The organism is Pseudomonas sp. NPDC088429 (genome assembly GCF_044753305.1).
In the GTDB taxonomy this organism is placed as follows: domain Bacteria; phylum Pseudomonadota; class Gammaproteobacteria; order Pseudomonadales; family Pseudomonadaceae; genus Aquipseudomonas; species Aquipseudomonas rustica.
On the sequence record NZ_JBIVMX010000012.1, the window covers coordinates 1 to 26,289 of the forward strand.

The window sequence follows — 26,289 nt, forward strand, 5'->3', positions numbered from 1 at the left end:
ACGTAGCTGGATCAGGTCAAGGGTCAGCAGCCAACCCGTCTGTGGCTGTCGCCGCCGACCAAGATGGACGCTCACCAACTGACCGAAGAAGGCTACTACGGCATCTACGGCAAGGCTGGCGCACGCATGGAAATGCCAGGCTGCTCGCTGTGCATGGGTAACCAGGCACGTGTAGAGCCGAACGCTACCGTGGTGTCCACTTCCACTCGTAACTTCCCGAACCGTCTGGGCGACGGCGCGAACGTCTACCTGGCTTCGGCCGAGCTGGCGTCCGTGGCTTCGATCCTGGGTCGCCTGCCGACCGTCGAGGAGTACATGGAATACGCTGGCAAGATCGACAGCATGGCGGCCGATATCTACCGCTACCTGTCCTTCGACCAGATCGCCGAGTTCCGTGAAGCTGCTGCGAACGCCAACATCCCGGTCGTTCAAGCCTAACGTTACAACGCAATAAAAAACGCCGCCTATCGTGAGATGAGCGGCGTTTTTTTATGCCCCACCACCCCCATCCCTGTCGGAGCTGAGCTTGCTCGCGAAAGCGGTTGGTCACTCAACAACGGTGTTGGCTGATACACCGCCTTCGCGAGCAAGCTCGGCTCCTACAGAAACCGGTGGCAAGCCAGGCACTGGCGAAAAAAAACCGCTGTGCCTGGGCAGGCACAGCGGTTCTTTTCGATTGAATCCGCGCTACATCGTCAGCTTGTAAACCAATGCCGAAATCGCCACCAGACCTACCGCCGTGACAAACACGTTCGACGCCTGACCACGATAGCGCGCCATCGCCGGTACTTTGCGAATCGCGTACATCGGCATCAGGAACAGAATCGCCGCAATCACCGGGCCGCCGACGGTTTCGATCATGCCGAGAATGCTCGGGTTCAGCGTTGCGATGATCCAGCAGATCACCAGCATGAACGCCGCCACGATGCGATCCAGTGCCTTGGCGCCCGGACGCTTGCCGCTCTTCACGATCAAGCCTTTCAGGCCTTCGCTGGCACCGATGTAGTGACCGAGGAACGACTTCGAGATCGCCACAAACGCAATCAGCGGCGCCGCGAACTCAATGGTCGGATTGTTGAAGTGGTTGGCCAGGTACGACAGGATCGACAGGTTCTGTTCCTTGGCCTCCGCCAATTGCTCCGGCGACAGCGTCAGCACGCAACTGAAGACGAAGAACAGCACCATCAGCACCATCAACGCATGGGCGCGGAACAGGATCTGCGAGCTGCGCTCATCGGCATGCACGCCATACTGACGCTTCTGATCCACCGCAAACGCCGAAATGATCGGCGAGTGGTTGAACGAGAACACCATCACCGGAATCGCCAGCCACAGCGTGTGCAGCAGCGCCGACGCTGGCGGCACCTGCGAAACAGTGGTGAGGATGCCGCCGTTCCAGTGCGGAATCAGGTACACCCCCAGAAACAGCAACGCGACGATAAACGGATAGACCATCAGGCTCATTGCCTTGACGATGGCGTCCTGGCCGCAACGCACCACTGCCAGCAAACCAAGAATCAGCACGAACGACAGCAGCGCACGCGGCGGCGGCGTGATGTGCAATTGATGTTCAAGGAAACTGGCGACCGTGTTGGTCAGGCCCACGCTGTAGATCAGCAGAATCGGGAAGATCGCAAAGAAGTACAGCAGCGTGATCAGCGCACCAGCCTTAATGCCGAAATGCTGCTCGACCACTTCAGTGATGTCAGCGCCTTCGCGACCGGACAGCACAAAACGGGTCAGACCACGGTGTGCGTAGAACGTCATAGGGAACGCCAACAGCGCAAGCACCACCAGCGGCCAGAAGCCACCCAAGCCTGCGTTGATCGGCAAATACAGGGTACCGGCGCCAATGGCCGTCCCGAACAACCCCAACATCCAGGTGGTGTCCTGGCGATTCCAGCTCGAAAGTTCAGCGGGTGCTGCTGCATCAAAGCGCTCTTCGACGCTATTGGCCTGATCATTCATCCGGTCGGATCTCCGCATTCCGGTCACTTGCCACTCGGTCAGGACGCGTCGGAAAAAACCGACAGACATGCTCCGGCCGAAACAGGGGCGCGATTCTCCGCGATAAATGAGCAGAAGCAAAGACTTAGCTGAGGAATGGTTGTGCGGAGCAGATCAGCGTGGTGTCGTTTTTGAGAAAATGGCTGTCGTCAACGAGCACGCAATCTGTCGTTTTTCGGCAAGTTATCGCATCGGGCATGAGGGATAAACCTCATCCGACTAATCGACCCAACATGAAACCCATTGCCATGCAAAACAGACCGAAAGCCAGCATCGCCCAGACAGGTAACATGTCGCCTTTGTTTTTGATGCGCACTCTCTCAGCCCATTCATCGTGCTCTCGCTCGAGTTCTTCCATTCTGGCTTTTAGGTCATAGGTGCTCATTTTTGATTGTCCTTTTGGGTTAGAAGGTTCAAGTACTTAAGACTTGAAAAAGAAGCCTGCTACGGCAGTGATTGCGGTCACCAGCCCCCCTAATATTGCGAGCGGATATAAATTCGCTTCCCTGCTCAGCTTTTTTTCCTCCGTCAAAAGCTTTTGACGTTCGGCTACGAGTTTGCGTGTCTCATTCAGGATCCTTTCGAGTTCCAGGTTTTCCCGATTATTTTGAAGCATTCGCCTTCCTTGGCTGTTGGCAACCACTGTCCAGGCTGCCTTGCACCCACATCATTCCTCGTTCCTCCTCTACCGAATAGCAGACGGATCTGTTGGGTGCGTAGGCAAAATCCGGGAGTTACGTAGGCACCCTCATACAGAGACAGCGGCGAGACTTATCACCTCGCCGCCGGGCTGGATCAATCGACCGGTACCAAATTATCGAGCACCTGATTGACAGCCAACTCACCCAACATCACCACTTGCGCAATCCCTAACAACGTCCGGCGATGAGTGCCTTCAAGCATCCCCGCCAAGTCGTTGATCATTACGCAAGCCGAACCGAGGCTCTCACTGGCATCGGCTAACAGAGGTTCGTTCGCGCTAGCCGGGTTGACCATGAACAAACGGTTGGACACATAAGGTGCAGCCATGATTTCGGCGGTGGGTGGGCCGAGATAGTGGTCGAGGGCGCGTTCGGCGGCTTCGTGGAATTTCTTGGATTGGGAGGATTCGTAGGGCGATGCCGGATCGGTGGCCGGCGGGTTTGGCGTTACTTTGAACATAGTCGCTTTCTCTAAAGAGGCCGCAACCATTCTGCCGCTAAGCAGAAGGGTGGCAGCTGTGCGCAAGTTAGCGGGCCGGATAAGCAACAAAAACCGGTGCACCCGAAGGTGCCATGCGCACAGCTACCATTTAGTGCAGGCGAAGAAGTGCCTGACTGAATGTCGCTCGTACAACCATTGTTGTTTATCCAGGCCGCTAAGCCCGATCACTGGAAATCAGTGACCCGATCAACATTACCGACCCGCCCCAAGGCGCACAAGCCGGCGGATTCTGTCTTAGGCGTAGGCAACGACGCAACGATTTGTGGGCAATCGTACGTAACTTCAGGTGTCTATAAACATGAATTACCGAGTTGTGTTTATTGGCTGACAACATGAGGCGAAATGTCCGACAGATTGTGGCGCGAGCACCGTGCAAGAGGCAGGCTTTTGTGTTGGTCATACCGACCTCTTCGCGAGCAAGCCCACAGGTAGAATGCGATCCATTGTGTGCGGGCTTGCTCGCGAAGGCGTCGGATCGGCGAGCGAAATACTTTCAATCCCCACCATTTCATCTAGCGTGAGAAAGGCCCCACTACTCCCTCGGAGCCTACCCATGCCATTAGTCCGCGTCGAAATCAAAAAACACCCCGATCCGACCTTTGCCAAACGCATCGGCGAGCAGATTTACAGCGCCATGCGCAGGACCATCAACGTCCCGGATCATGACAACTTCCAGATCCTCAACGAGCACGACGCCAATCACTTTATCTTTGACCCCGAATACCTCGGCATCCAGCGTTCCGAGCAACTGGTGATCATCCAGATCACGCTCAACGAAGGCCGAACGCTGGAGCAGAAAAAAGCGCTGTACCAAACCATCGCGCAGAACCTCAACACGCACCTGTCGATTCGCCTCGAAGACGTGTTCATCAATCTGGTGGAAGTGAAAAAAGAGAACTGGTCGTTCGGCAACGGCATCGCTCAATACGCCAATTGACAGGCGCGCAACCCGCACAGCATGATCAGCCCCATGAACCTTTGCGCGCTGCACCTCACCCGTACCACCACGACCGCCATCGGCGGGTCGTGGTGTTTGCGCCTGAGGTAACCCCAGCGCAGCAAACCCAAGGCCCCGCCAGCAATGGACGGGGCCTTGTTGTTTCTCCCGTCCGTGCGGCATTTGCAGCACTCAAGGAGAGACATCATGTCTGCAGCACTGTTGATCATCGATATGCAGGTCGGTCTGTTTCATGGCCCGGAACAACCTCATCACGGCGAGCAAATTCTCGCCAACATCCAGCACCTGATCGCCAAGGCGAGACAACAGCAGGTGCCGATCTTTGCGGTACGCCACACCGGACCCCAAGGTTCGCCGATTGCCGCTGGCAGTCCGTTCTGGCAATTACTGCCCGAGCTTGAGCTCAACGCTGAAACCGCAACCCTCTTTAACAAGTCCAGACCCAACGCCTTCCATGGCACTGACTTGGCGCAGCAACTGCAATCCAGAAAAATCGAGAATCTCTACCTCGTCGGAATGAAGACTCAATTCTGCATCGACAGCACTTGCCGCGCCGCTGCCGACCTGGGCTTCAAACCCGTGTTGATCGCCGACGCCCACACCTGCATGAACACTCCCGCCCTATCAGCGCAGGCGATCATCGATCACCACAACGCCACCCTTGGCGGCGCCTTCGCCCGGCTGATCAACAGCGCCGACGTAACCTTCTGACGAAGCGTTCAGGCGAGCCCTGCATCAGCTCCTACACTGGCTGATGCGGGGCAACGTTCAACCATTGCCAAACCGCTCTGGAATCAGCACTCTGAAGCATAATTTGATGCCCTCGACGCCGACGATCACAGGAGCCGCGCAATGCCCGCAACCGTTCTGGTACTGGTTGAAACCATCAACGACTATTTGCCGATTCTGGAAAATCAGGGTTTTCACCTGATCCTCGCGCCGACGCCCGCCGAACGCGCGCAGGCTATTGCCACTCACGGCAGTCGCATCGATGCGGTGCTGACCCGTGGCCCGCTGGGTCTGACGGCTGACGAAATTGCCGCCCTGCCCGCACTGAAAATCATCACCGTGATCGGAGCCGGTTATGAGCAAGTTGATCTGCAAGCCGCCAGTGATCGCGGGATTACCGTGACCAATGGCGCCGGGGTTAACGCCTCGTCCGTGGCCGACCATGCGATGGCGATGCTGCTGGCATTGGTGCGTGATATTCCGCGTTGCGACGCGGCGGTACGTCGTGGTGAATGGCCGAAGATCATGCGCCCGTCGCTGGCCGGTAAACGCTTGGGGATTCTCGGATTGGGTGCAGTGGGCCTGGCGATTGCCAAGCGCGCGCACCTCGGTTTCGACATGGAAATCAGCTACCACAGCCGTCAGGTGCGCAGCGAGGTGCCTTACGCGTTTTGCTCGACGCCGACCGAACTGGCGCGCGCTGCGGACTTTCTGATCATCGCGACGCCGGGCGGTATCGGCACGCAGCATATGGTGACGCGTGCAGTGCTTGATGCACTGGGGCCGAAGGGTTTTATCGTCAACATTGCGCGGGCCAGTGTGATTGCCACAGCAGACCTGATCACGGCCCTTGAACAACGAAAAATTGCCGGTGCGGCACTGGATGTGTTCGATCACGAACCGCAGGTGCCGGATGCGCTGAAATCCCTCAGCAACGTATTGCTCACGCCTCACGTTGCCGGCCTGTCGCCAGAGGCCACCCAAGGCACGGTCGAACTGGTGGGCAAAAACCTCGTCGCGTTTTTCTCCGGGCAACCGGTGCTCACCCCGATCGCCCTCCCGCCAAAACTCAGCAACCAGCGCGTGCACTGATCTGACTGACCTGAATGACCTGTAGGAGCTGCCGAAGGCTGCGATCTTTTGATCTTGCTTTTATAAGATCAAAAGATCGCAGCCTTCGGCAGCTCCTACACGGTGGGCTCTTGTGCCTATTCGGAACGCTGATTATCCGGCAACACGGTGGGCTCTTGTGCTTATTCGGAACGCTGATTATCCGGCAACACGCTAACCTATAAGACCGCACCGCGCTTGTGAGCAATCGGGCGCGCCATTAGATTAGCCAATGATGTCTGGCCTCCAAAATAAGCAGAAGGGATAAGCATGGCGCTTACTGACCAGTCCACCCGTATCCGCTCTGGCGAAGAACTTGATGCCAGCCTGATCGATCCGTACCTCAAGGCGCATATTCCGGGCCTGAGCGGCACGCCTGCGATCAGCCAGTTTCCCGGCGGCGCGTCGAACCTGACCTACCTGCTGGAATACCCGGAACAGGAATTCGTCCTGCGCCGTCCGCCGTTCGGCCACAAGGCCAAATCCGCCCACGACATGGGCCGTGAATTCCGCATCCTCAATCAATTGCGCGATGGTTTTCCGTATTGCCCGAAAGCCTACGTGCACTGCACCGACGAGTCGGTTATCGGCGCCGAGTTCTATGTGATGGAGCGCGTCAACGGCATCATCCTGCGCTCGGAACTGCCGCCGGAACTGGGCCTCGACTCGGCAAAAACCGAAGCGTTGTGCAAGAGCTTTATCGACCGTTTCGTCGAGTTGCACCGTGTTGACTACAACGCCTGCGGCCTCGGCGATCTGGGCAAACCGGAAGGCTACGTCGCCCGCCAGATCAAAGGCTGGAGCGAGCGCTACGAAAAAGCCCTGACCCCGGACGCACCGCACTGGGAGGCGGTGAAAGCCTGGCTCAACGACAAGATGCCGGCCGACCATCCGACCTCGAGCATCGTCCATAACGACTATCGCTTCGACAACGTCATCCTCGACCCGAACAACCCGATGCAGATCATCGGCGTGCTCGATTGGGAACTGACCACCCTCGGCGATCCGCTGATGGATCTGGGCAACACCCTCGCCTATTGGATTCAAGCCGACGACCCGGCGCCGGTGCAACTGATGCGCCGCCAGCCGAGCCATGCGCCAGGCATGTTGACCCGCCGCGAGTTCGTCGATTACTACGCCGAACGCTCGGGTATCCAGATCGACAATTTCGACTTCTACTACACCTACGGCCTGTTCCGCCTGGCCGGCATCGTGCAGCAGATCTACTACCGCTTCTACCACGGCCAGACCCAGGACAAACGCTTCGCGCAGTTCATTCACATGAACAAACTGCTGGAGCAGATGAGCCTGCAAGTCATCGCGAAATCGAGCCTCTGACGGCCCACACCAAGGAACCCCTATGTCCAAGACTCAGTTGTTCGACCTCGACGGCAAAATCGCTTTCGTCTCCGGCGCCAGCCGTGGCATCGGCGAAGCCATCGCCAAACTGTTGGCCCAGCAAGGCGCCCACGTCATCGTCTCGAGCCGCAAACTCGACGGCTGCCAGCACGTCGCCGACGCGATCATCGCGGCCGGCGGCAAAGCCACTGCAGTGGCCTGCCACATCGGTGAAATGGAGCAGATTGCCCAAGTGTTCGCCGGCATCAAAGAACAGTTCGGTCGCCTCGATATTCTGGTCAACAACGCCGCGACCAATCCGCAATTCTGCAACGTGCTCGACACCGACCTCGGCGCGTTCCAGAAGACCGTCGACGTGAACATTCGTGGTTACTTCTTCATGTCGGTTGAAGCCGGCAAACTGATGCGCGAAAACGGTGGCGGCAGCATCATCAACGTTGCGTCGATCAACGGTATTTCGCCGGGGATCTTCCAAGGCATCTACTCGGTGACCAAGGCTGCGGTGATCAACATGACCAAGGTCTTCGCCAAGGAATGCGCGCAGTTCGGCATCCGCTGCAACGCCCTGCTGCCGGGCCTGACCGACACCAAATTCGCCTCGGCGCTGGTGAAGAACGACGCGATTCTCAAACAAGCGCTGACGCAGATTCCGCTCAAGCGCGTGGCCGATCCGAGCGAAATGGCCGGTGCGGTGCTGTACCTCGCCAGTGATGCATCGAGCTACACCACCGGCGTAGCGCTGAATGTCGACGGTGGTTTCCTCTCCTGATCCCGCTCAAACCCTGAACGGATCCTGCCCCTGTAGGAGCTGCCGCAGGCTGCGATCTTTTGATTTTCTTGGATCAAGATCAAAAGATCGCAGCCTTCGGCAGCTCCTACAGTTTTTTTCAAGCAATGGATCTATTGCGTGACGCAACGGGTGGTGGTGATGTGGCGAGTCACCTGCTCGTCGATGTACATGTCACCAACCACCTCGGTGCTTTCCTGAATCTGACAAGTGCGTTCCGGCGGCGGAGGCGGCGCCACGGGCGGAGGCGGCGGAGGACTGGCACAACCGGCCAACACACCAAAAATAACCAACGGCAACACGCGTTTCCCAAGACTGTTCATAGGACGACCCGCGAAAAATGAGCGACAAACTCCCGCGACCCAACCGACCACGAGAGACCTGACCACTCATTCTTTATAGCCGAGGTGAGTGCAAGCGCCAGTGAAATGGCTGGATTGGGGGAATGGGGCTGTCGATTTTGGGGTGGGGATCGCGATTGGATTGCCTGTGCGAGCGCGGTCGCGAGCAGGCCTGGCTTCTACAACAGCAAGATCAAAAGATCGCAGCCTTCGGCAGCTCCTACACAGGATGAGCGCAAGCTCGGCTGCCGCGTATATTCTGAAAGCCCCTCACCCTAGCCCTCTCCCAGAGGGAGAGGGGACTGACCGAGGTGTTTGGGCAAGTTACGCCGACGTGAAATACCGCGCCGCACACAAATCCCGAGAAGCCCATCAATCGGCCCCCTCTCCCTCGGGAGAGGGCTGGGGTGAGGGGCAAGAACACCACAAAACCAAAGCCAACCGCGCCCCGCTCCTCACCACTCAACACGATGAGCGCAAGCTCGGGTGCAGCTTTTGATCTTAGAGCCCGTCGGGAGGCTGAGTGGAGGGATTCATACGGGGAAAGCATCGAGAGGAGGTGCAGCGAAGCAAACCGTAGGCGATGCCCCCGGATGAACCCGGAGCGAAGGAACCCGAGCCTTAGCGAGGGCCGGACGTCAGGGCACAGACCTTTGGTTCCTTTGGGGCGTTTGCCAAAGGGACTCGCCGTAAGGGCGAAACCATAATCAGCAACCCCCGCAGCAACGGATATGTACCCCAAAGCCAAAAGATCAAAAGATCGCAGCCTTCGGCAGCTCCTACACGGGCTCAGGCCAAGTCGGGATCTCGAGACGAGCGCAAAGAATTACTCTCCAACTCATAACGCAATTCTTCAATCAACCCCGCCACCGACTCCGCCGTGCGCAGCACATCCAATTTCAACCCACTAACGACCAGATCCACCTGCCCAGACACCGGGTGATAAAGCTTCACCGTCAGCGAATGATCACCATCCACCAGACACTCACACGCCAGCGGCGAAAAACTCTGCTCAAGCTGAGCGCGCAACTGCGCAAGATTCATCATTGAGGCTGTTCCTTTAGCTACTTCGAAGGGACACGGTCACGCAAAAAAAGCACGCACCGCACCCCACCAGACTAAGAACCACCCGCCCCCACCAGAACCTCAATTTGCACCGGATCAACTAGTGCATTTGCACCCTAACGCTGCCCGCGCCATTCCCCCGAAAACAACCCGCGCTCACGCGCCCAGACAATCGCCTCACTGCGACTATGAACATCCAGCTTCGAATACACCGTCGCCACATGATTGCGCACGGTATTCGGCGCCAGCTTCAGCCGCGCGGCGATCTCCTTGTCCGCCAAACCCTCACAAATCAGCCCCAACACATCCCGCTCCCGCGCGGTCAGATCGGTAAACGACACACTCGGCAATTGCGGCGAATTAACCTTCTTCACATTCGCCAGCTTCTCGATCAACGTACGACTGAACCAGGAAGCATCCTTCATCACCTCTTCAATCGCCGCCACCAGCTCAAGCTCGGTGCGCTTGCGCTCGGTGATGTCCATCAGCACCAGCAAATAGCACGGCACATCATGAATATTCACGGTGTCGGCCGACAGCGCACACTCGAGCAAATCGGCGTCTTTGGTACGCACTCGCACGTCCACCCGATCCACCCGGCCGTTGTTCTCAAGCGCCGCGAGCAGACGAGACCGCGCACCGTTGTCATCGATAAAACCAATCTGCGTCACGGTTTTACCGAGCACATCGTCCCCGTCAAAAGCCAGGGTATCGAGAAACGCCTGATTGACGTCGAGCACCCGCTGCTCCTCCGCTGTGCAGATCAGAATCGGCACCGGCGTCAGGCGAAACGCCTTGGCAAACCGCTCCTCACTCTGACGCAGCGCCACCTCGGCCTTGTGCCGCAGCTCCATGTCGACAAAGGAAAACAGCATGCAATCTTCGTCGTTGAGCACCAGCGGTTGCCCGGCGACGATCACCTGTTTGCTGCTGCCATCGGGCAAGCGCAATTCAGCCTGCATCTGCGGAATGGTCTCGACATCGCGCAGGCGTTGAATGGCCAGATCGCGTTTTTCTGCCTGCTCGTAGATGTCGATTTCATAAGCTGAGGTGCCGATGACTTGCTCGCGGGTATAGCCGGTCATCTCCAGAAACCCCGGATTGACCTTGATATAGCGCAAGTCGCTGATTCGGCAGATCACCGCCGGCGCCGGGTTGGCATTGAAGGTTTTTTCGAAACGCTGCTCAGCGTTGGCCCAGTCGGTGACGTCGCTCATGATCAACACCAGCGACTCGGGCTGCCCCTCGCGATCGGTAAGGATCATGCTGCGCACGCTGTGTACCCAGACGCGTTCCGGGTCATCCGCCGCATTCACTTCGATCAGCACATCATTGAACGCCTCGCAGCGGGCCACGCGGCTGATCGGATAATTCTCGGGCGCCAACGTGTGGTTGTTGCGATAACGCAGGTTGAAACGCTGCGCGTACTCGGAGGCGTTGTGGCCCAGCTCACCGATCCGGCTGACGCCATGCATGGCCAGCGCGGCCTCATTGGCCCAGAGGATGCTCTGATCCCGCTCCAGCAGAATCACCCCGTCGGATAATCCGGCGATGATTTGCTGCAACTGGCGGCGATTGGTTTCGGTGGTCAGGACTTCCTGGCTCATTGGATCTCCACAAGTGATGCGCCATGTGAAGAGTACGACCGCAGCCACACGTGATCGTGCACCTCTATTCACACACGACACATCCCCCTGTAGGAGCTGCCGAAGGCTGCGATCTTTTGATCCTGTTTTTTAAAAGCAACATCAAAAGATCGCAGCCTTCGGCAGCTCCTACAGGGGTTGGGGGTTGCCGTTGAGTTCTCGCAGGGTATCGAGGAAGAGTTTCAGGACGGGGGAGGCATCATCCGCGCGGTACGTCGCATACAACGGCACTTCCGGCAACGCCGGGGTCAGGCGTCGAAACACCAGCCCCGCCGGCGCCAACTGTTCAATCGACGCCGGCAACAGTGCCACGCCAAACCCTGCGCGCACCAGGCTCAGCAACGTCTGCACCTCAATCACCTGCTGGCGGATCTGCGGGGTAAACCCGGCCTGAATGCAGCACTGATAGAGAAAATTAGCGAACCGCGACTGCTTCAACTCCAACGCCACAAACGGCTCCTGCGCCAGATCCGCCGGGGCCAACACCTCGCGCTGCGCCAACGGATGATCCGCCGGCATCACCACATGAATCGGCTCATAAATCAGCAGTTCATTGCGCAACAACGGATCGTCATAACCCACGCGAAACACGCAGGCATCAATGCGTTTCTCCTTCAACGCCTTGACCTGCGCCGCCGGGGTCATTTCGTGCAGGCGCCAATTGACCTGCGGATAGCGCTCACGAAACAGGTGCAAAGCCTTGGGCAGCACGCCGACCATCACCGAACTGATCATGCCGATTTCCAGTTCACCGAGCTGACCGCGCCCGGTCTGCCGGGTCAGATCCAGCGCCCGCTCAAGCTGCTCGAACACCAGCGGTGCCTGCTCCTTGAGCATCTGCCCCGCCGCTGTCAGTTCAACCCGATGATGGCTGCGCTCGAACAGCGGCGTGCCCAGTTCCTCTTCCAGCAAACGAATCTGCTGGCTCAGCGGCGGCTGGCAGATGTGCAAGCGCTCGGCAGCGCGACCGAAATGCAACTCATCGGCCAACGCCATGAAGTACCGCAGCAAGCGCAAATCCATGGCGATTTATCCCAGGCTCAGTGGCGTCGAACGCTGACGAACACCGGTCAGCGCGAACAAGGCATTGGCGATGGCCGGCACCACCGAAGGGCTGCCCAATTCACCAACGCCACCGGGTTTGCTCGGCTCACCGTCGAGCACGAGGATGTCGGTGGCTGGCATGTCGGACATGCGCGTGACGCGATAGTCGTGGAAGTTGCTCTGCACCACCCTGCCCTGTTTGATGTCGAGCCGATCGAACAACGCGTGACCGAAGCCCCACATCAGGCCGCCGTAGATTTGCTCTTCAACACCGCCCGGCGACACTGCCAAACCGCAATCGACCACGCAGGTGAGCTTCTCGACTTTTGGCTTGCCATCGACCGTCGCCACCCTTGCGACCACCGCGATGAAACTGGTGTAACCCTGATTGGTCGCGATGCCCAGCGCGGTTCCCGGTGGCAACGGCTGACCCCAGCCGGCGCGCTCGGCTGCCTGCTTGAGCACCGCCACATGCCGTGGTCGTTCCTGCATATTGGCCAGGCGGAACGCCAGTGGATCTGCACCGGCCGCATGCGCCAGTTCATCCATGAAACTTTCCACAGCAAACACGTTGGGAATAAAACTCACCGAGCGATACCAGCCGCTCGGTACGTCGCTTTCGTGCTTGACCCAATTCAGTTCCAAATGCGGTGGACGATAGGCGAAGTCCCACGCGGTGATCGCTTCGGTGGTGCTGTAATCCATCTTGTCGGGGCGTTCGAAATAGCCCGGTTCCCACTGTTCCGGCGAGGCCGGCGATACCGCGTGCAATTGCAGCGCGCTGAGTTTGCCTTGAGCATCCAGCGCACCTTTGACCCGATGCAAGGTTGCCGGATGATTGAACAGCGCGTGCAGTTCATCTTCACGGCTGTTGAGCAGTTTCACCGGCACACCGGTTTTCTGCGCCAGATACGCGACTTCAAACAACCAGTATTTGGCTTCCCGCGCACCGAAGCTGCCGCCCGACACCAGCTCATGAATGGTGACGTTGGCCTTGTCGATCCCGCACACGGTTTGCGCCGCTTCCAGTGCCGACGACGGCACCTGCACGCCGCCCCAGTAAGTGATCGCCTTGTCCTTGACCTGCGCAGTGATGCAGATCGGTTCCAGCGGGTTTTGCACCTTGTAAGGCATGGTGTAATCGGCTTCGATCAGCTTCGCCGCGCCCGCCCATTGCCCGGCGACATCACCTTGGGTCATGGCTTTGACGGTTTGCGCTTGCGGATCGCCGATGGCTTTGGCTTGAGCGCTGAACAACTGCTCGCTGTCGAACCCGGCCAAAGGTGAATCGCTCCACTTGATCTCCAGTACTTTGCGGCCCTGCTGCGCGGCCCAGAACGTATCCGCCAACACGGCGACGCCTTCCAGATTGCCGCCGAGCACATCCGGACGCCCCGGAATCGCCAGCACCTTGCGCACGCCCGGCACTTGCAGAGCCGCTGCTGAATCGACGCTGACGACCTTCGCGCCAACCACCGGCGTACGCTGAATCACCGCCACCAACATGTCCGGCAATTGCACGTCGATGCTGTACTTGAACCGCCCGCACACCTTGGCCGCCGCATCGCGTTTGTGCCGCAGCTTGCCGATGTATTTGAACTGCGCCGGGTCTTTCAGCGTGACGTGGGTCGGCGCTGGCAGTTTCGCCGCGACACCGACCAGTTCGCCATAACCGAGGCTACGCTTACTCGACGTGTGAACGACGCGACCTTCCTCGGTGGTGCAACTGTCGGGGCTGACTTTCCACTGTTTCGCCGCTGCTGTAATCAACAGCGCCCGCGCCGTGGCACCGGCCATGCGCAAGCGATCGTATTCGAGGGAAACGCTGGTGCTGCCGCCCGTGGAGAAGACTTTCCAGACCGGATGAATGTAGGTTTCGAAAAACGGATCTTCCGGGGTAATCACCTGCACGGTCATCGGGTTTACGTCCAGCTCTTCCGCCACACACGCGGCCAATGCCGTTTGCGTACCGGTGCCTGAGTCATGCTTGTGCACCACCAGTTTCACCGTGCCGTCGGGAAAGATCCGCACCCAGGCATTCGGCTCAAATTCGTTGGCCGGCGCCATGGCTTTTGGGTCGGTGGCCGCCATGCCGCTGGGCAGATACAGGGCAATCGCCAGTCCGGAAGCGACGGTCGCCGCTTGCTTGAGAAAAACCCGCCGCGGCAGTTCGATGCGGGTGTCGTCGATAAGGCTCATCAGGCCTCCTTCGGCGCATTCGCCGCACGTTTGATCGCTTTGCTGATGCGCCCGTAAGTGCCGCAGCGGCAGATATTTCCGGACATGGCGTTGCGGATCGAATCGTCGGTCACCGCCGCACCGGTGTTGAGCAGCGCGGCGGCGGACATGATCTGCCCGGATTGACAGTAGCCGCATTGCGGCACATCTTCGGCGACCCAGGCCAGTTGCAGTGGATGGTTTTCCCTCGGCGACAAACCTTCGATGGTGGTGATGCTATGGCCCGCGACGGCGGCCGCCGGCAATTGGCAGGAACGCACCGCGACGCCGTCCAAGTGCACGGTGCAGGCACCGCACAGGCCCATGCCGCAACCGAACTTGGTGCCGGTGAGTTTCAGTTGATCACGCAAGACCCATAACAAGGGCATGGAGGAGGACGCTTCATCCAGCTCGCGTCGTTCGCCGTTAACCGTGAATGCAATCATTGTCAGGCTCCAAAAGAGCGGCCCGTCTTTGTGCGGGCCTGGTCACCGATTATTGGAACCTTGAGCAACACGCGGCCAGCGACGATTTCTGCCAACCGCTGTAAGCAGGACTAACAACATGTACAAGCGATACCCGTCGGTGCAGTCCATGAGCGCGTTTATCCACGCCGCGCGCAGCGGCAGTTTCTCCAGCGCTGCGCGCAAGCTGGATCTGACCCACAGTGCGATCAGCCAGCAGATTCGTGCGCTGGAAGATTTCATTGGCCAGCCGTTGTTCGTGCGTGAGGGGGGTGGCAGCAACCTGACCGACGCCGGGCAGTTGTTTGCCAGTGTGTTGTCGGACGGTCTGGCGCAGATTGACCGGGCGATCTCTTCGGTGAAAAACCGCAGCGTCGCGCAACGGTTGACGCTTGATGTCGACAGCGAACTGGCCCAGAGCTGGCTCAATCCGCGCCTGCCGCAGTTGCTCGATGGGCTGCCGGATTACGAGGTGACGTTGCTGTCGATGCCGCGCAGTGATCGCAGCACGTTTGAGCGGGTCGATCTGGCGTTGCGCTATGGCTATGGCGATTGGGACGACTGCGAGATGACGCAGATTTGTGGCGATCGGGTGTTGGCGGTGGCTTCGCCGGATTTGCTGGAACGGTATGGGTTGCAGGTGCCGTTGACCCCGGCGCAGATTTTGGAGTTGCCATTGTTGGGGTATACCCGGCGCTCGTGGATTCCGTGGCTGGATGCGGCAGGGATGACGCCGACCGAGCCGCCGGCACGGGTGATTTTTGATAATGCGGCGAATTTGATTGCGGCTGCCGAGGCTGGCGTTGGCGCGGGGCTGGTGCGTGGATTGTTGGCGGCTGATGCATTGCGCAGTGGGCGGTTGGTGGCGTTGAACGAGGCGCAGATTGCGGCGCATTACAACCTCTACGCGGTGTGGCCGCATGGGCAGGCGGAGCGTGTGGCGCCGGTGGTTGAGGCGATTAAACTGTTGGCTTTGCGTACACAATTTTGACGCTATCGCGAGCAGGCTCACTCCTACAATTGGAATGCGCTCCCCTGTGGGAGCGAGCCTGCTCGCGAAGAGGCGAGCACAATTACCGAAGATCAAAAGATCGCAGCCTGCGGCAGCTCCTACACCGATCCCCGTAGGAGCTGCCGAAGGCTGCGATCTTTTGATTTTGCTACAAGGCCCATATCGAACGCATATCACCACCCCGCCCAATTAATATTGTACGAACCCCTCCCCCCTTTCCAATACTCGCCCTCAGCAGCCACCCACCCGGGCCGGATGCGAACAGGCGAGGGAATGCGCGAGTCTTGCGCATAGAAACGGCCGATTGCCCGGGACGTGGATGCCGAGAGCCGCAAGGCTCCCTTCCCCGCTATCAGGAGATCGACTGCAATGATCATCGATATCAGCTGCTATCCCACCGATCTGGTGGACCTCGCCTGGAGGCATGACGGTGACCCGTTCACCGGCGAGCGTCTGCTGGAGATGATGGATGGCCCGTACATGGTCAACGGCAAGCCTCGCCGCATTGACAAAGCCTTCATCCAGCCGCCGCAAGGCAACACGATTTACACCTGGACCGACGGCGACCTGACCGGCCGCGAATCCATCGACGCCTACATGGCCTACACCCTGAAAATGGTGCAGACCTACCCGGATCGTTTCATCGGCTGCTTCGTCTACAACCCGCGCTGCGGCGTGGAAAACGGCGTCGAGGCGATAGAGCGCTACGTCAAGGAACACGGTTTCGGCATGGTGCAGATGCAAGCCAACATGCACGCCTACCGTCCTGACCGTGCGCTCGACTGGGTGCGCCCATGCTTCGAGAAGTGCGCCGAGCTGGGCATTCCGGTCAAGTTGCACACCGGCGACGGGCCTTACAGCATCCCGTCGGAATGGGTGCCGATGATCAAGGAATTCCCCAACGTCAATTTCATCATGGCCCACTTCGGCGTGCAGACCGGTGGCGTCTACGTGTTCGAACCGATGCAATGGGCGATGGAATTGCCCAACGTCTACTGCGAATCCGGCTGGTGCCTGCAATCGCGGATCGTCGAATTCGCCAAGGTCTTGCCGACGCACAAGATCCTCTTCGGCACCGACACGCCACCGAACGAACCGGGCATGTGGCTGCGCCTGCTCGAAGTGCTCTGCCACGAGCCGCCGCAGGGTCTGAACCTCGACGAGGACACCCTCGAAGACTACTTGGGCAACAACACCGCGCGGATGATCGGCCTCGAACCGACCCCGCCACCCCGTTCCGTTTCCGAAGCAGAGGCGCAACTCAAGCGCCCCGTCCCCACTCAACTGGCCAGGAGCTGAACCGATGATTATCGACACCCATCTGCACCCCACCAACCTGGTCGACGAGGCCTGGCGCCACACCGGCGAACCGTTCACCGGCGAGCGCATGCTCAAGCTTATGGACGGCCCGTACATGATCAACGGCAAACCACGCCGCATCGACATGGGTTTCATCCAGCCGCCACCGGGCAACACCGGTTATCGCGACGGCAACCGCCGGGGCCGCGAAGGCGTGCGCGACTACATGTCGTACATCGCCGAACTGTGCATGAAGTACCCGGATCGCTTCATCGGCAACTTCAACTTCAACCCGCGCTGGGGACCGGAAAACGGTGCGGCGGAGCTGGAATTCCACATCAAGGAATACGGCTTCAAGATGCTCAAACTGCACGCCAACATGCACGGCTATCGCCCGGATCGCGCACTCGACTGGCTACGTCCGGCGATGAAGGTCTGCGCCAAGTACAACATCGTCGTGCTGATCCACACCGGCGACGGCCCGTACACGATCCCGACGATGTTCTACCCGATCATTCGCGAGTTCCCGATGGTCAATTTCATCATCGGTCACTTCGGTATCCAGACCGGCGGCAACTACTCGTTCGAAGCGTTCTGGATGGCGATGGACACGCCGAACGTGTACTGCGAATCGGGCTGGTGCTTCCAGTCGCGGATCGTCGAATTCGCCAAGGAACTGCCGCGCAACAAGATCGTGTTTGGCACGGACTCGCCGCCGAATGAGCCGGGGATGTGGCTGCGGGAACTGGAGGTGTTGTGCTCGCCGGCACCGCAGGGCCTGGGGATTGATGAGGATCATCTCGAAGACTACCTGGGCAACAACATCGCAAGGTTGTGCGGGATCGAACCGACGCCACCGCCGAAGGATCTGGCCGAGGCCGACATACGCCTGACCACGACGTATCTCTAGATAACGCAAATCCTTGGGGTAACAAGGAAACCCTGTGGCGAGGGGATTTATCCCCGCTCGGCTGCGCAGCAGTCGCAAAACCTGTGAATGAGGTTTTCCTGACACAGCGCAATTGCGGGATTTGGGGCCGCTTCGCAGCCCAACGGGGATGAATCCCCTCGCCACAAAGGCCCTCGCCACAAGGGATCTGTGCACAGAGCACACAGCGACTTTACAGGCACGAAGATGACCCGGCGTTCGTTCGACCGGCAGGCCAACGGCTGGCCGCGCGAACGCCCTCTCACCCCTGCGTGCCTGCTTTTTACGAGGTGACACCATGACCCGTTCGACGCTCGGCGATTCTCAGGACTTTCACGTGTTCATCGACGCCTATCGCCGTGAGTACCCGGACGATGTGCTGACCGTCACTCAACCGATTTCTGCCGATCAGGACGTCACCGCCCTGGTCGATGCCCTCGCCGCCCAAGGCCGCGATCCGCTGCTGATCTGCGAAAACGTCGGCCACCTCGGCGTGCCGGTGGCGACTAATCTGTTCGCCTCCCGAACCCGCATCGCTCGGCTGTTCGGCGTCACCCCGACGCAACTGCACGAAACCTTTCAAACCCGCGCCAACCAAGCCATCGCCCCGCGTTATGTGGAGAGCGGCCCGATCCTCGATGAAGTCTTCGAAGGCGAAGCGCTGGATCTGGCGCTGCTGCCGATGCTCAAGCATTTCGACAGCGATCGCGGCCCGTACATCACCAACGCGATCATCATCGCCGAAGACCCGCTGACCGGCATCGCCAACATGAGCTATCACCGCTCGATGCGCCACGCCCGCCAGGCCCTCGCCACAAGCCTGCATTCACGCGGCCACCTGTGGCGGATGCTGCAGACCGCGCGCGAACGTGGCGAAGAATTGCGTGTGGCCATGGTGGTTGGCGCGCACCCACTGTTCATGCTCGCCGCCGCTGCGCGCTTGCCCTATGGCGCCGATGAACGCGCCGTCGCTGGCGGGCTGTTTGGTGCGCCGCTGGAGTTAGTGAAAACCCCGCGCTACGGCATCGGTGTACCGGCGTATGCCGAGTTTGTTCTGGAAGGCGCGATTGACCCGGCGGCCTATGCCGAGGAAGGCCCGTTCGGTGAATTCAGCGGTTATTCCTCGGATCGCTCGACCAACAATGTGCTGCGCGTCGACACCCTGTTAAAGCGCAAGGACGCCTGGTTGGTCGATGTGATGGGTGGCCGCTACGCCGAGCATTTGACCCTCGCCCGCCTGCCGCGCGAAGCGGAGATGAGCGAAAAACTCAAGGCACGTTTCCCCGCTGTCACCGCTGTGCATTACCCGAATTCCGGCACGCATTTTCACTGCTACGTCGCGCTGGATCAGAGCCGCGACGGCGAGGCGCGGCAGATCATGCTGGCGTTGCTCGGCTGGGATCCGTACCTGAAAACCGTGATCGCGGTAGACAGCGATATCGACATCAGCGATGACAGCCAGGTGCTGTGGGCACTGGCCACACACTTTCAGCCGCATCTGGATATTTTCACCATCGATGGCTTGCCGGGCAGTCCGCTCGATCCTTCGTCGTCGGTCAACGGCACCACTTCGCGGATGGGCCTGGATGCGACTCGCGGTTCCGGGTTTGACGGGATCAAGGCGCAACTCGATCAGGATGTACTCGAACGCGCGCGGGTTTTGCTCAAAGGACTGGAATCGTGAACCGGCAACGGCTGGTGGTCGGCATCAGCGGCGCGTCCGGCTTCATCTACGGCGTGCGCTTGCTGCAATTGCTCGCCGAGCTGGACATCGAAAGCCACCTGATCATCAGTCGCGCGGCGCTGCTGACCATGGCTCACGAGACCGATTACAAACTCGCCGACGTCACTGCGCTGGCCAGTCATTATCACCGCGCCGATGACGTCGCCGCCGGGATTGCCAGCGGATCGTTTCGCTGCCTCGGCATGGTGGTGGCGCCGTGCTCGATGAGGACGCTGGCGGAGATTGCCACTGGCACCTCATCGGGGCTGATCGGCCGTGCTGCCGACGTCACGCTCAAGGAGCGCCGCACGCTGGTGTTGATGGCCCGCGAAACCCCGCTGACCCTCGCCCACCTGCGCAACATGACCGCCGTCACCGAGATGGGCGGAATCATCGCCCCGCCGGTACCGGCGTTCTACGCCCGCCCGGAAAACCTCGCACAAATGGTCGACCACAGCCTCGGCCGCGTGCTCGACCTGTTCGGCCTCGATGCCGGCGTCGCCAGCCGCTGGCAAGAACCTCAATCAGATCCATCACCTGACACAAATACCTGTGGTGAGGGGATTTATCCCCGACCGGCTGCGCAGCAGTCGTTTAGTCAGCAACCGCATTCAACCTGACACACCTCATTTGCAGTTTTGGGGCCGCTTCGCAGCCCATCGGGGATAAATCCCCTCGCCACAAGGGTTAAACATCAAAAATTTAATCACCCCGAATTCAGTGTGCACCGGTCAATCAAAGGAGCCTCACCATGAACACCCCATTCAACGCCCCAACCCGCAACACCAAAATCCCCGTGACCATCCTCACCGGTTTCCTCGGTGCCGGTAAAACCACCCTGCTCAACTACATCCTCAAAGAAAACCACGGTCGCAAAATCGCCGTGATCGAAAACGAATTCGGTGAAGTCGGTATCGACGGCGACCTCGTCCTCAGTTCCGAGACCGAAGAAATCTACGAGATGGTCAACGGCTGCGTGTGCTGCACCGCCGAGGTTCGCGAGGACTTGGTGCGCATCGTCCGCGAACTGGTCGCGCGCCCGGTTCGCCTCGATCACATCCTCATCGAAACCAGCGGCCTGGCCGATCCGTACCCGGTGGCGCAGAGCTTTTTCATCAATGACCCGATCGCCGATGAAGTCGAACTCGACGCCATCGTGACCATGGTCGACGCCAAGCACATCGCCCAGCATCTGGAGGATCTGCAACTCGATGGCGTCGACAATCAGGCGGTGGATCAGATTGTCTGCGCCGACCGGATTGTCATCAACAAGGTCGATCTGGTCAGCGCTGAAGAGGTTGAAACCCTGCGCGGCAAGATCCGTGGCTTGAATGCCACGGCAGATCTGGTGACCTCGACCCACGCGCAAATCGACCTGACGAAGATCCTCGGCATCGGCGCGTTTGAATGCACGCAGAAGCTCATGGAAATCGGCGCGGATCAGCACGATCACGATCACCACGACCATGAGCATCACGCTGAGCACTCTATTGAAGAGCAGGATCACCAACACGACCCAAGCGTGTCATCGGTGGGCATCGCTGTGGACGGCGCGGTCAACCTGATGGCGTTCCACCGCTGGATCAGCGAGCTGCGCTCCTCCCAGGCCGACAACCTCTATCGCATGAAAGGTGTGCTCGCCGTGGCCAATGAAGACCAGCGCTACGTGCTGCAAGGCGTGCACAGCCTGGTGGAATTCCGCGCCTCGACCGCGTGGGGCACGGAGCCCCGCTCAAGCAAGATCGTGTTCATCGGCCGCGACCTGGATCGCGCGGCCCTGAACCAGGGCTTCGCCGCCTGCTTGGCAGGCTGAAACAAGGCATCGGAGCCGGTGGATGGCGGCTTCGGGCACATGTGTACGAATGACTGATGCCCAATGGCACTGAAATCTGTGGAGTGATCCCTGTGTTGAGGTTCTGTGCTGAGGCAATTTTCTTTTGCTGAGGCAACTTACCTGCGGGGAGGCAGTTAATTTGTGGCGAGGGGATTTATCCCCGATGGGGTGCGAAGCGCCCCCAAAACCTGAACTCGCGGTTTAACAGACAAACCGCATTCGCTGGATTTGCGACTGCTGCGCAGCCGATCGGGGATAAATCCCCTCGCCACAAAGGCTCACTCCTACAGGGGATCTGCAGCAGGCATCAGACGAATACCCCTCTCTACCGCATAAAAACAGCCAGAGGTGTTTCCCCATGTCGTCAGCCACATCCCCATCAAAAACCGCATCCACCGTGCACCCCGTCGACCGCGTTTTGCCGGTACGACAGATGCTCACCCTCGGCCTGCAACACATGGCCGTCTCGTACATCGGCGCCATCGCCGTGCCGTTGATTGTCGCCAGTGCCCTAAAAATGTCCCACGCCGACACGGTGGTGTTGATCAGCACCACCCTGTTCTGTTCCGGCATTGCCACCCTCCTGCAAACCGTCGGCTTCTGGAAATTCGGCGTGCGCCTGCCAATTCTGCAAGGCGTGGCTTTCAGCAGCGTTGGCCCGGTGATCGCCATCGGCAGCAACCCGGAAGTGGGGTTCGCCGGGGTCTGCGGGGCGGTGATCGGCGCGGGGATTTTCACCATGCTGATGGCGCCCTTCGTCGGTCGATTACGGCGGTTTTTTCCGCCCGTGGTCACCGGTTGCATCGTCACCGTGATCGGTTTGCAGCTGTTCCCGATTGCCTATGAATGGGTTGGCGGCGGGCGCAACGCGAGCAACTTCGGCGCGCCGGCGTTCCTTGGTGTGGCGGTGGTGGTGTTGCTGACCATCCTGTTGGTCAACCGCTATGGCAGCCCGATGCTGCGCAACATGGCGGTGTTGATCGGGATGCTGGTTGGCGCCGGTCTGGCCTACGGTCTGGGCATGGGCAGCTTTCACAGCGTCGAAGATGCGCCGTGGCTGACCGTGCCCTACCCGTTCTACTTCGGCCTGCCGACCTTCAGCCTGATCCCCATCGCGACCATGGTGGTGGTGATGATCGTGCAGATGGTCGAGTCGATGGGGCTGTTCGTGGCCATCGGCGACATTGTCGAAAAACCGGTCGAGGACAAACAGGTCATCAACGGTCTGCGCGCCAATGGCTTGGCCAGCACCATCGCCGGGATGTTCGCCGCGTTTCCCTTCATCGCCTTCATGGAAAACGTCGGCCTGGTGATCCTCACCGGCGTGCGCAGCCGTTGGGTGGTCGCGGTCAGCGGCTTGCTGATGTGCTCGATTGCCTTGGTGCCGAAGGCCGGCGCGATCATCGCTTCGATGCCGACCGCCGCCCTTGGTGGCGCCGGCATTGCGATGTTCGGCGTGGTCGCGGCGGCGGGCATTCAGACCCTCGCCAAAGTCGATTACGAGCGCAATCGCTATAACGTCTTGATCGTCGGTTTCACCATCGCCGCCGCGCTGGTGCCGGTGCTCGCCCCCACCTTATTCAAACAACTCCCCGAGTGGTCGCAGCCGTTCCTGCACAGCAGCGTGGTTATCGCTTGCCTGGTGTCGGTGCTGCTCAACGCCGCGCTGAATGGCGTCAGCGTGCCGGAAACCACCGCCAGCAAATCCGCCTCGCACATCCTTTAGTTTGGAGCTGCCCATGACTCAACTTCAGAACATCCTGATCAAAAACCCGGTCGCGGTGATGACCGGCCTGCGCGGCCCTCGCGCGCGGGCCGGGGCCGTGGACATCCGCGTGGTCAACGGTCGCATCGCCGAAATGGCCGCGAACCTTGAACCACAACCCGGCGAACGGCTGATCGACGCGCGCAACTGCGTGGTCTATCCCGGCTGGATCAACACCCACCATCACCTGTTCCAGAACCTGCTCAAAGCCGTGCCCGCAGGGCTGAATCAGGATCTGCAAGGCTGGCTGGCCAGCGTGCCCTACCCGCGCCTGAACCGCTTTACCCCGCAACTGGCACGGATTGCTGCACGACTGGGCATGGTCGAATTGCTGCTGTCCGGCGTCACCACCTGCGCCGATCACCACTACCTCTACCACGCTCACGGCAGCACCGAGACCGGCGACTTACTGTTCGACATGGCCGATGAATTTGGCCTGCGCTTTGTGCTGTGCCGTGGCGGCGCACTGGAGTCGGCGAGCGCACATCCGGGCTTCTCGAAAACCGCGCTGCAACCGGAGAGCCTCGAGCAAATGGTCGGCGACATCGAACGGCTGAAATCGCTGTATCACCAGGACACTCCAGACGCGATGCGCCGCGTGGTTGTCGCGCCAACCACGCCAACGTTCTCGCTGCCGCCAACCCTGTTACGTGAACTCGCCCACACCGCACGCGGCCTCGGTTTGCGCCTGCACACACATTTGTCGGAAACGCAGAACTACGTGAATTTCTGCCGCGAAAAATACAACTGCCTGCCGGTGGAATTCGTCGCCGAACACGAATGGCTCGGCCCCGACGTCTGGTTCGCCCACGCCGTACACCTGCAACCGGGCGAAATCCGCATGCTCGCGCAGACCGGCACCGGCATATCCCACTGCCCGGTGAGCAATGCGCGGCTGGGCAGTGGCGTCGCGCCAGTGCCGCAGATGTACGAGGCAGGTGTGCCGATTTCCCTGGGCGTGGATGGCGTAGCGTCGAATGAATCCGGAAGCATGGTCGGCGAAGCCAACACCGCGTGGCTGATCCACCGCGCCGAACAAGGCGCCTCGGCGACCACCGCTGAAGACGTCATTCACTGGGGCACGGCGGGTGGCGCACAGGTGTTGGGGCTCGGCGCGGTTGGCACTTTGGAAGTCGGGCAAGCGGCGGATCTGGTCGTCTACAGCCTCGACCACCCACGGTTCTACGGCTTCCACGACAGCGCCGTCGCGCCAGTGGTTGCGGGCGAACCGATCACGGTGAAATACAGCCTGGTCGGCGGCAGGATCGTGGTCGACAACGGCGTAATCCCCGGCCTGGACATCGAACGCATGCGCGCCGAAGCGTGGGAAGGCGTGCAGCAACTGATGAACGTAGAAGACTGACCCCCGATCCCGTGTAGGAGCTGCCGAAGGCTGCGATCTTTTGATCTTGTCTTTTAAAAAACCAAGTCAAAAGATCGCAGCCTTCGGCAGCTCCTACACGGGGTCGTCGTATTCGCGACTTCCGGGTTTGTCGTCTAACGTTACTCCCTCATCGGACTGAGCCCCTGGGCTCTTGATCAAGGAGAGACTGATGACGTCGCGTCGCACGATCGAACAGACCTATCGCACCTGGTCCAGCCCCATTTTGCTGGAGCTGAAAAAGCGCGAACACCAAATGGCGCCGTTCGAGCGTCAGGCGCTGGAAAATGTGTTGGTGGAGAGGCGGTTGCTGGATGTTGGCAATCCGCAGGGCAATGATCGCCGAACAAAAAACCTCACCCTGGATTAATCGCGTAACCCTTGTAGGAGCTGAGCTTGCTCGCGAAGGCGGTGTGTCAGGCAGATGTGATTTGCCTGACACGACGCCTTCGCGAGCAAGCTCGGCTCCTACAGGTTTGTGTGTAGGCCCAGTTTGAGTAGTTCCTTGCGCAGGATTGAGTGTGCGTGGACGGCCATGCCGGCGTGCCAGTCCAGTGTCAGCAGACGATTGAGTTTGCGTTGGCTCAACACCGGGTCTGCCAGCAAGCAACTTTTCCGGTCGCGGATGCTGATGACATTCAGCATCCAGTCATCGCCCTGCTCCGCCATCCATTGGCGGATCGCTGGCCGATGCTTTTTCAGCAACGCATCGGCATCCCACACGGTCATTTGTGCGAAGACTTGCGGCAGATTACTTTCGGGTTTCAGCCGTTTCAGGTCGGCTGCCAAGGCATTGCCAAGGTCAGATTCGATACTGGCCTGGCATTCGAGGAAGTATTTCTCGGGCCAGTCGGTCGCGAGTTTCGCCCGAAACGCGAGTTCGGCGTAGGCGTCGATGTCCGCTGCGGTGGTCATCTGGCTGGTGAAGTTCAGGGTGTTGTCGAGGATCGCGGTGGCCAACAGTGCGGCACTTTGTTCGCTGATTTTTGCTAGCAAGTCTGAGATCTGCCAACGCTGAAAGACCTGAGTTGCCGCAGCGCCGATCGGGCGGATGTCGGCGGCTGAACCGAGTTTCTTTGCCCAGTAATCTTCGTAACCTGGATGATGGTCGATGACTTCCACGACCTGATCGAGCACGACCAATGGATCGAAATGGTGATAGTCGGATACGTCGACCAAGATGAATTCGTCAGTCAGCGATGGTTCATGCGTTTGAAAAGCGCGACCCCAAGCAAGCACGGTTTTCGAGACGCTGGCGTTGGGTTTTGCACTGCTGACGGCGCGGGCGGAGATGCCTTGCAGGTTGAGCAGTTCTGCGTAGGCGATGCAGCAGGCGTAGGCGTCGATGTCCAGATAGGACGCGCCGGAGGTGATGATTTTCATGGGCGGCAACGTCGCACATTTTCATGACATTCGG

25 protein-coding genes and 1 pseudogene are annotated in these 26,289 nt (G+C 59.6%); 15 read left to right on the forward strand and 11 right to left on the reverse strand.

Features of this window, described 5'->3' with window-relative positions:
* Window positions 1-6: 6 nt before the first annotated feature.
* A pseudogene (locus ACIP66_RS09200) lies at window positions 7-438 on the forward strand (aconitase family protein); the annotation flags it as partial.
* Between the two features lie 249 nt (window positions 439-687).
* Here ACIP66_RS09200 and ACIP66_RS09205 read toward each other — a convergent pair.
* From ACIP66_RS09205 to ACIP66_RS09220, 4 genes are all read right to left on the reverse strand, one after another.
* A complete protein-coding gene (locus tag ACIP66_RS09205) occupies window positions 688-1,968 on the reverse strand; it encodes an HAAAP family serine/threonine permease (RefSeq protein WP_212544609.1) in 1,281 nt (426 codons plus the stop codon).
* Window positions 1,969-2,218: 250 nt separating this feature from the next.
* Complete coding sequence (locus tag ACIP66_RS09210) at window positions 2,219-2,392, reverse strand: hypothetical protein (protein ID WP_178124195.1); 174 nt, start codon at window positions 2,390-2,392, stop codon at window positions 2,219-2,221.
* A gap of 36 nt (window positions 2,393-2,428) precedes the next feature.
* Complete coding sequence (locus ACIP66_RS09215; RefSeq protein WP_400647313.1) at window positions 2,429-2,623, reverse strand: hypothetical protein; 195 nt, start codon at window positions 2,621-2,623, stop codon at window positions 2,429-2,431.
* A gap of 179 nt (window positions 2,624-2,802) precedes the next feature.
* Entirely contained in the window at window positions 2,803-3,168 is a 366-nt protein-coding gene (locus tag ACIP66_RS09220) for a DUF6124 family protein (protein ID WP_159815700.1), read from the reverse strand.
* A 595-nt stretch (window positions 3,169-3,763) separates the two neighbouring features.
* Here ACIP66_RS09220 and ACIP66_RS09225 point away from each other — a divergent pair.
* From ACIP66_RS09225 to ACIP66_RS09245, 5 genes are all read left to right on the forward strand, one after another.
* Entirely contained in the window at window positions 3,764-4,147 is a 384-nt protein-coding gene (locus ACIP66_RS09225) for a tautomerase family protein (protein ID WP_400647315.1), read from the forward strand.
* Window positions 4,148-4,354: 207 nt separating this feature from the next.
* Entirely contained in the window at window positions 4,355-4,879 is a 525-nt protein-coding gene (locus ACIP66_RS09230; protein ID WP_400647318.1) for a cysteine hydrolase family protein, read from the forward strand.
* 141 nt (window positions 4,880-5,020) lie between these two features.
* Window positions 5,021-5,989 carry a 2-hydroxyacid dehydrogenase gene (locus ACIP66_RS09235; RefSeq protein ID WP_053121360.1) on the forward strand — a complete coding sequence of 323 codons (969 nt, stop codon included), beginning with the start codon at window positions 5,021-5,023 and terminating at the stop codon, window positions 5,987-5,989.
* A gap of 288 nt (window positions 5,990-6,277) precedes the next feature.
* Entirely contained in the window at window positions 6,278-7,345 is a 1,068-nt protein-coding gene (locus tag ACIP66_RS09240; RefSeq protein ID WP_212551668.1) for a phosphotransferase family protein, read from the forward strand.
* 22 nt (window positions 7,346-7,367) lie between these two features.
* Entirely contained in the window at window positions 7,368-8,135 is a 768-nt protein-coding gene (locus ACIP66_RS09245; RefSeq protein ID WP_007911074.1) for an SDR family oxidoreductase, read from the forward strand.
* Window positions 8,136-8,266: 131 nt separating this feature from the next.
* Here the strand turns inward: ACIP66_RS09245 and ACIP66_RS09250 are convergent, their stop codons facing one another.
* The 6 genes from ACIP66_RS09250 to ACIP66_RS09275 all read right to left on the reverse strand — a co-directional run bounded on the left by ACIP66_RS09250 (window position 8,267) and on the right by ACIP66_RS09275 (window position 14,912).
* Window positions 8,267-8,476: a hypothetical protein gene (locus ACIP66_RS09250; protein ID WP_053121366.1), complete on the reverse strand. Its 210-nt coding sequence runs from the start codon at window positions 8,474-8,476 to the stop codon at window positions 8,267-8,269.
* Between the two features lie 807 nt (window positions 8,477-9,283).
* Window positions 9,284-9,541, reverse strand: coding sequence for a DUF1652 domain-containing protein (locus ACIP66_RS09255; protein ID WP_053121368.1), 258 nt, complete (start codon window positions 9,539-9,541; stop codon window positions 9,284-9,286).
* Between the two features lie 134 nt (window positions 9,542-9,675).
* Window positions 9,676-11,166 (reverse strand): helix-turn-helix transcriptional regulator, encoded by a 1,491-nt coding sequence (locus ACIP66_RS09260; protein WP_400647323.1) that lies wholly within the window; start codon window positions 11,164-11,166, stop codon window positions 9,676-9,678.
* A gap of 168 nt (window positions 11,167-11,334) precedes the next feature.
* A complete protein-coding gene (locus tag ACIP66_RS09265; protein ID WP_053121372.1) occupies window positions 11,335-12,228 on the reverse strand; it encodes a LysR substrate-binding domain-containing protein in 894 nt (297 codons plus the stop codon).
* A 6-nt stretch (window positions 12,229-12,234) separates the two neighbouring features.
* Window positions 12,235-14,448 (reverse strand): molybdopterin cofactor-binding domain-containing protein, encoded by a 2,214-nt coding sequence (locus ACIP66_RS09270; protein WP_400647326.1) that lies wholly within the window; start codon window positions 14,446-14,448, stop codon window positions 12,235-12,237.
* Entirely contained in the window at window positions 14,448-14,912 is a 465-nt protein-coding gene (locus tag ACIP66_RS09275) for a (2Fe-2S)-binding protein (RefSeq protein WP_400647329.1), read from the reverse strand. Before ACIP66_RS09275 ends, ACIP66_RS09270 begins: the two co-directional genes overlap by 1 nt.
* Window positions 14,913-15,030: 118 nt before the next feature.
* Here ACIP66_RS09275 and ACIP66_RS09280 point away from each other — a divergent pair, with 118 nt between their 5' ends.
* From ACIP66_RS09280 to ACIP66_RS09320, 9 genes are all read left to right on the forward strand, one after another.
* The gene (locus ACIP66_RS09280; protein WP_400647331.1) at window positions 15,031-15,921 is read left to right on the forward strand and encodes a LysR substrate-binding domain-containing protein; all 891 of its coding nucleotides are present in this window, start codon (window positions 15,031-15,033) and stop codon (window positions 15,919-15,921) included.
* Window positions 15,922-16,311: 390 nt separating this feature from the next.
* On the forward strand, window positions 16,312-17,241 hold the full coding sequence (locus tag ACIP66_RS09285) for an amidohydrolase family protein (RefSeq protein ID WP_400647334.1): 930 nt from the start codon (window positions 16,312-16,314) through the stop codon (window positions 17,239-17,241).
* A 4-nt stretch (window positions 17,242-17,245) separates the two neighbouring features.
* A complete protein-coding gene (locus tag ACIP66_RS09290; protein ID WP_008081961.1) occupies window positions 17,246-18,151 on the forward strand; it encodes an amidohydrolase family protein in 906 nt (301 codons plus the stop codon).
* Window positions 18,152-18,467: 316 nt separating this feature from the next.
* Window positions 18,468-19,853, forward strand: coding sequence for a UbiD family decarboxylase (locus ACIP66_RS09295; RefSeq protein ID WP_400647337.1), 1,386 nt, complete (start codon window positions 18,468-18,470; stop codon window positions 19,851-19,853).
* A complete protein-coding gene (locus ACIP66_RS09300) occupies window positions 19,850-20,512 on the forward strand; it encodes a UbiX family flavin prenyltransferase (RefSeq protein WP_400647340.1) in 663 nt (220 codons plus the stop codon). Before ACIP66_RS09295 ends, ACIP66_RS09300 begins: the two co-directional genes overlap by 4 nt.
* Window positions 20,513-20,643: 131 nt before the next feature.
* On the forward strand, window positions 20,644-21,705 hold the full coding sequence (locus ACIP66_RS09305; protein WP_282358471.1) for a GTP-binding protein: 1,062 nt from the start codon (window positions 20,644-20,646) through the stop codon (window positions 21,703-21,705).
* Window positions 21,706-22,084: 379 nt separating this feature from the next.
* Complete coding sequence (locus ACIP66_RS09310) at window positions 22,085-23,452, forward strand: nucleobase:cation symporter-2 family protein (protein WP_159814670.1); 1,368 nt, start codon at window positions 22,085-22,087, stop codon at window positions 23,450-23,452.
* Window positions 23,453-23,465: 13 nt separating this feature from the next.
* Window positions 23,466-24,854, forward strand: a complete 1,389-nt coding sequence (locus ACIP66_RS09315) for an amidohydrolase family protein (protein WP_400647343.1) — start codon at window positions 23,466-23,468, stop codon at window positions 24,852-24,854.
* Between the two features lie 190 nt (window positions 24,855-25,044).
* Window positions 25,045-25,242, forward strand: coding sequence for a hypothetical protein (locus tag ACIP66_RS09320; protein ID WP_159814672.1), 198 nt, complete (start codon window positions 25,045-25,047; stop codon window positions 25,240-25,242).
* A 98-nt stretch (window positions 25,243-25,340) separates the two neighbouring features.
* Here the strand turns inward: ACIP66_RS09320 and ACIP66_RS09325 are convergent, their stop codons facing one another.
* The gene (locus ACIP66_RS09325; RefSeq protein WP_400647346.1) at window positions 25,341-26,255 is read right to left on the reverse strand and encodes a DHH family protein; all 915 of its coding nucleotides are present in this window, start codon (window positions 26,253-26,255) and stop codon (window positions 25,341-25,343) included.
* Window positions 26,256-26,289: the final 34 nt, after the last annotated feature.

Coding starts and splice junctions, on each gene's coding strand:
- ACIP66_RS09290 (WP_008081961.1), top strand. CDS start 17,246: ATGATTATCGACACCCATCTGCACCCCACCAACCTGGTCGACGAGGCC.
- ACIP66_RS09270 (WP_400647326.1), bottom strand. CDS start 14,448: ATGAGCCTTATCGACGACACCCGCATCGAACTGCCGCGGCGGGTTTTT.
- ACIP66_RS09285 (WP_400647334.1), top strand. CDS start 16,312: ATGATCATCGATATCAGCTGCTATCCCACCGATCTGGTGGACCTCGCC.
- ACIP66_RS09250 (WP_053121366.1), bottom strand. CDS start 8,476: ATGAACAGTCTTGGGAAACGCGTGTTGCCGTTGGTTATTTTTGGTGTG.
- ACIP66_RS09310 (WP_159814670.1), top strand. CDS start 22,085: ATGTCGTCAGCCACATCCCCATCAAAAACCGCATCCACCGTGCACCCC.
- ACIP66_RS09315 (WP_400647343.1), top strand. CDS start 23,466: ATGACTCAACTTCAGAACATCCTGATCAAAAACCCGGTCGCGGTGATG.
- ACIP66_RS09245 (WP_007911074.1), top strand. CDS start 7,368: ATGTCCAAGACTCAGTTGTTCGACCTCGACGGCAAAATCGCTTTCGTC.
- ACIP66_RS09210 (WP_178124195.1), bottom strand. CDS start 2,392: ATGAGCACCTATGACCTAAAAGCCAGAATGGAAGAACTCGAGCGAGAG.
- ACIP66_RS09265 (WP_053121372.1), bottom strand. CDS start 12,228: ATGGATTTGCGCTTGCTGCGGTACTTCATGGCGTTGGCCGATGAGTTG.
- ACIP66_RS09280 (WP_400647331.1), top strand. CDS start 15,031: ATGTACAAGCGATACCCGTCGGTGCAGTCCATGAGCGCGTTTATCCAC.
- ACIP66_RS09260 (WP_400647323.1), bottom strand. CDS start 11,166: ATGAGCCAGGAAGTCCTGACCACCGAAACCAATCGCCGCCAGTTGCAG.
- ACIP66_RS09295 (WP_400647337.1), top strand. CDS start 18,468: ATGACCCGTTCGACGCTCGGCGATTCTCAGGACTTTCACGTGTTCATC.
- ACIP66_RS09305 (WP_282358471.1), top strand. CDS start 20,644: ATGAACACCCCATTCAACGCCCCAACCCGCAACACCAAAATCCCCGTG.
- ACIP66_RS09275 (WP_400647329.1), bottom strand. CDS start 14,912: ATGATTGCATTCACGGTTAACGGCGAACGACGCGAGCTGGATGAAGCG.
- ACIP66_RS09240 (WP_212551668.1), top strand. CDS start 6,278: ATGGCGCTTACTGACCAGTCCACCCGTATCCGCTCTGGCGAAGAACTT.
- ACIP66_RS09230 (WP_400647318.1), top strand. CDS start 4,355: ATGTCTGCAGCACTGTTGATCATCGATATGCAGGTCGGTCTGTTTCAT.
- ACIP66_RS09235 (WP_053121360.1), top strand. CDS start 5,021: ATGCCCGCAACCGTTCTGGTACTGGTTGAAACCATCAACGACTATTTG.
- ACIP66_RS09215 (WP_400647313.1), bottom strand. CDS start 2,623: ATGCTTCAAAATAATCGGGAAAACCTGGAACTCGAAAGGATCCTGAAT.
- ACIP66_RS09205 (WP_212544609.1), bottom strand. CDS start 1,968: ATGAATGATCAGGCCAATAGCGTCGAAGAGCGCTTTGATGCAGCAGCA.
- ACIP66_RS09220 (WP_159815700.1), bottom strand. CDS start 3,168: ATGTTCAAAGTAACGCCAAACCCGCCGGCCACCGATCCGGCATCGCCC.
- ACIP66_RS09225 (WP_400647315.1), top strand. CDS start 3,764: ATGCCATTAGTCCGCGTCGAAATCAAAAAACACCCCGATCCGACCTTT.
- ACIP66_RS09325 (WP_400647346.1), bottom strand. CDS start 26,255: ATGAAAATCATCACCTCCGGCGCGTCCTATCTGGACATCGACGCCTAC.
- ACIP66_RS09255 (WP_053121368.1), bottom strand. CDS start 9,541: ATGATGAATCTTGCGCAGTTGCGCGCTCAGCTTGAGCAGAGTTTTTCG.
- ACIP66_RS09320 (WP_159814672.1), top strand. CDS start 25,045: ATGACGTCGCGTCGCACGATCGAACAGACCTATCGCACCTGGTCCAGC.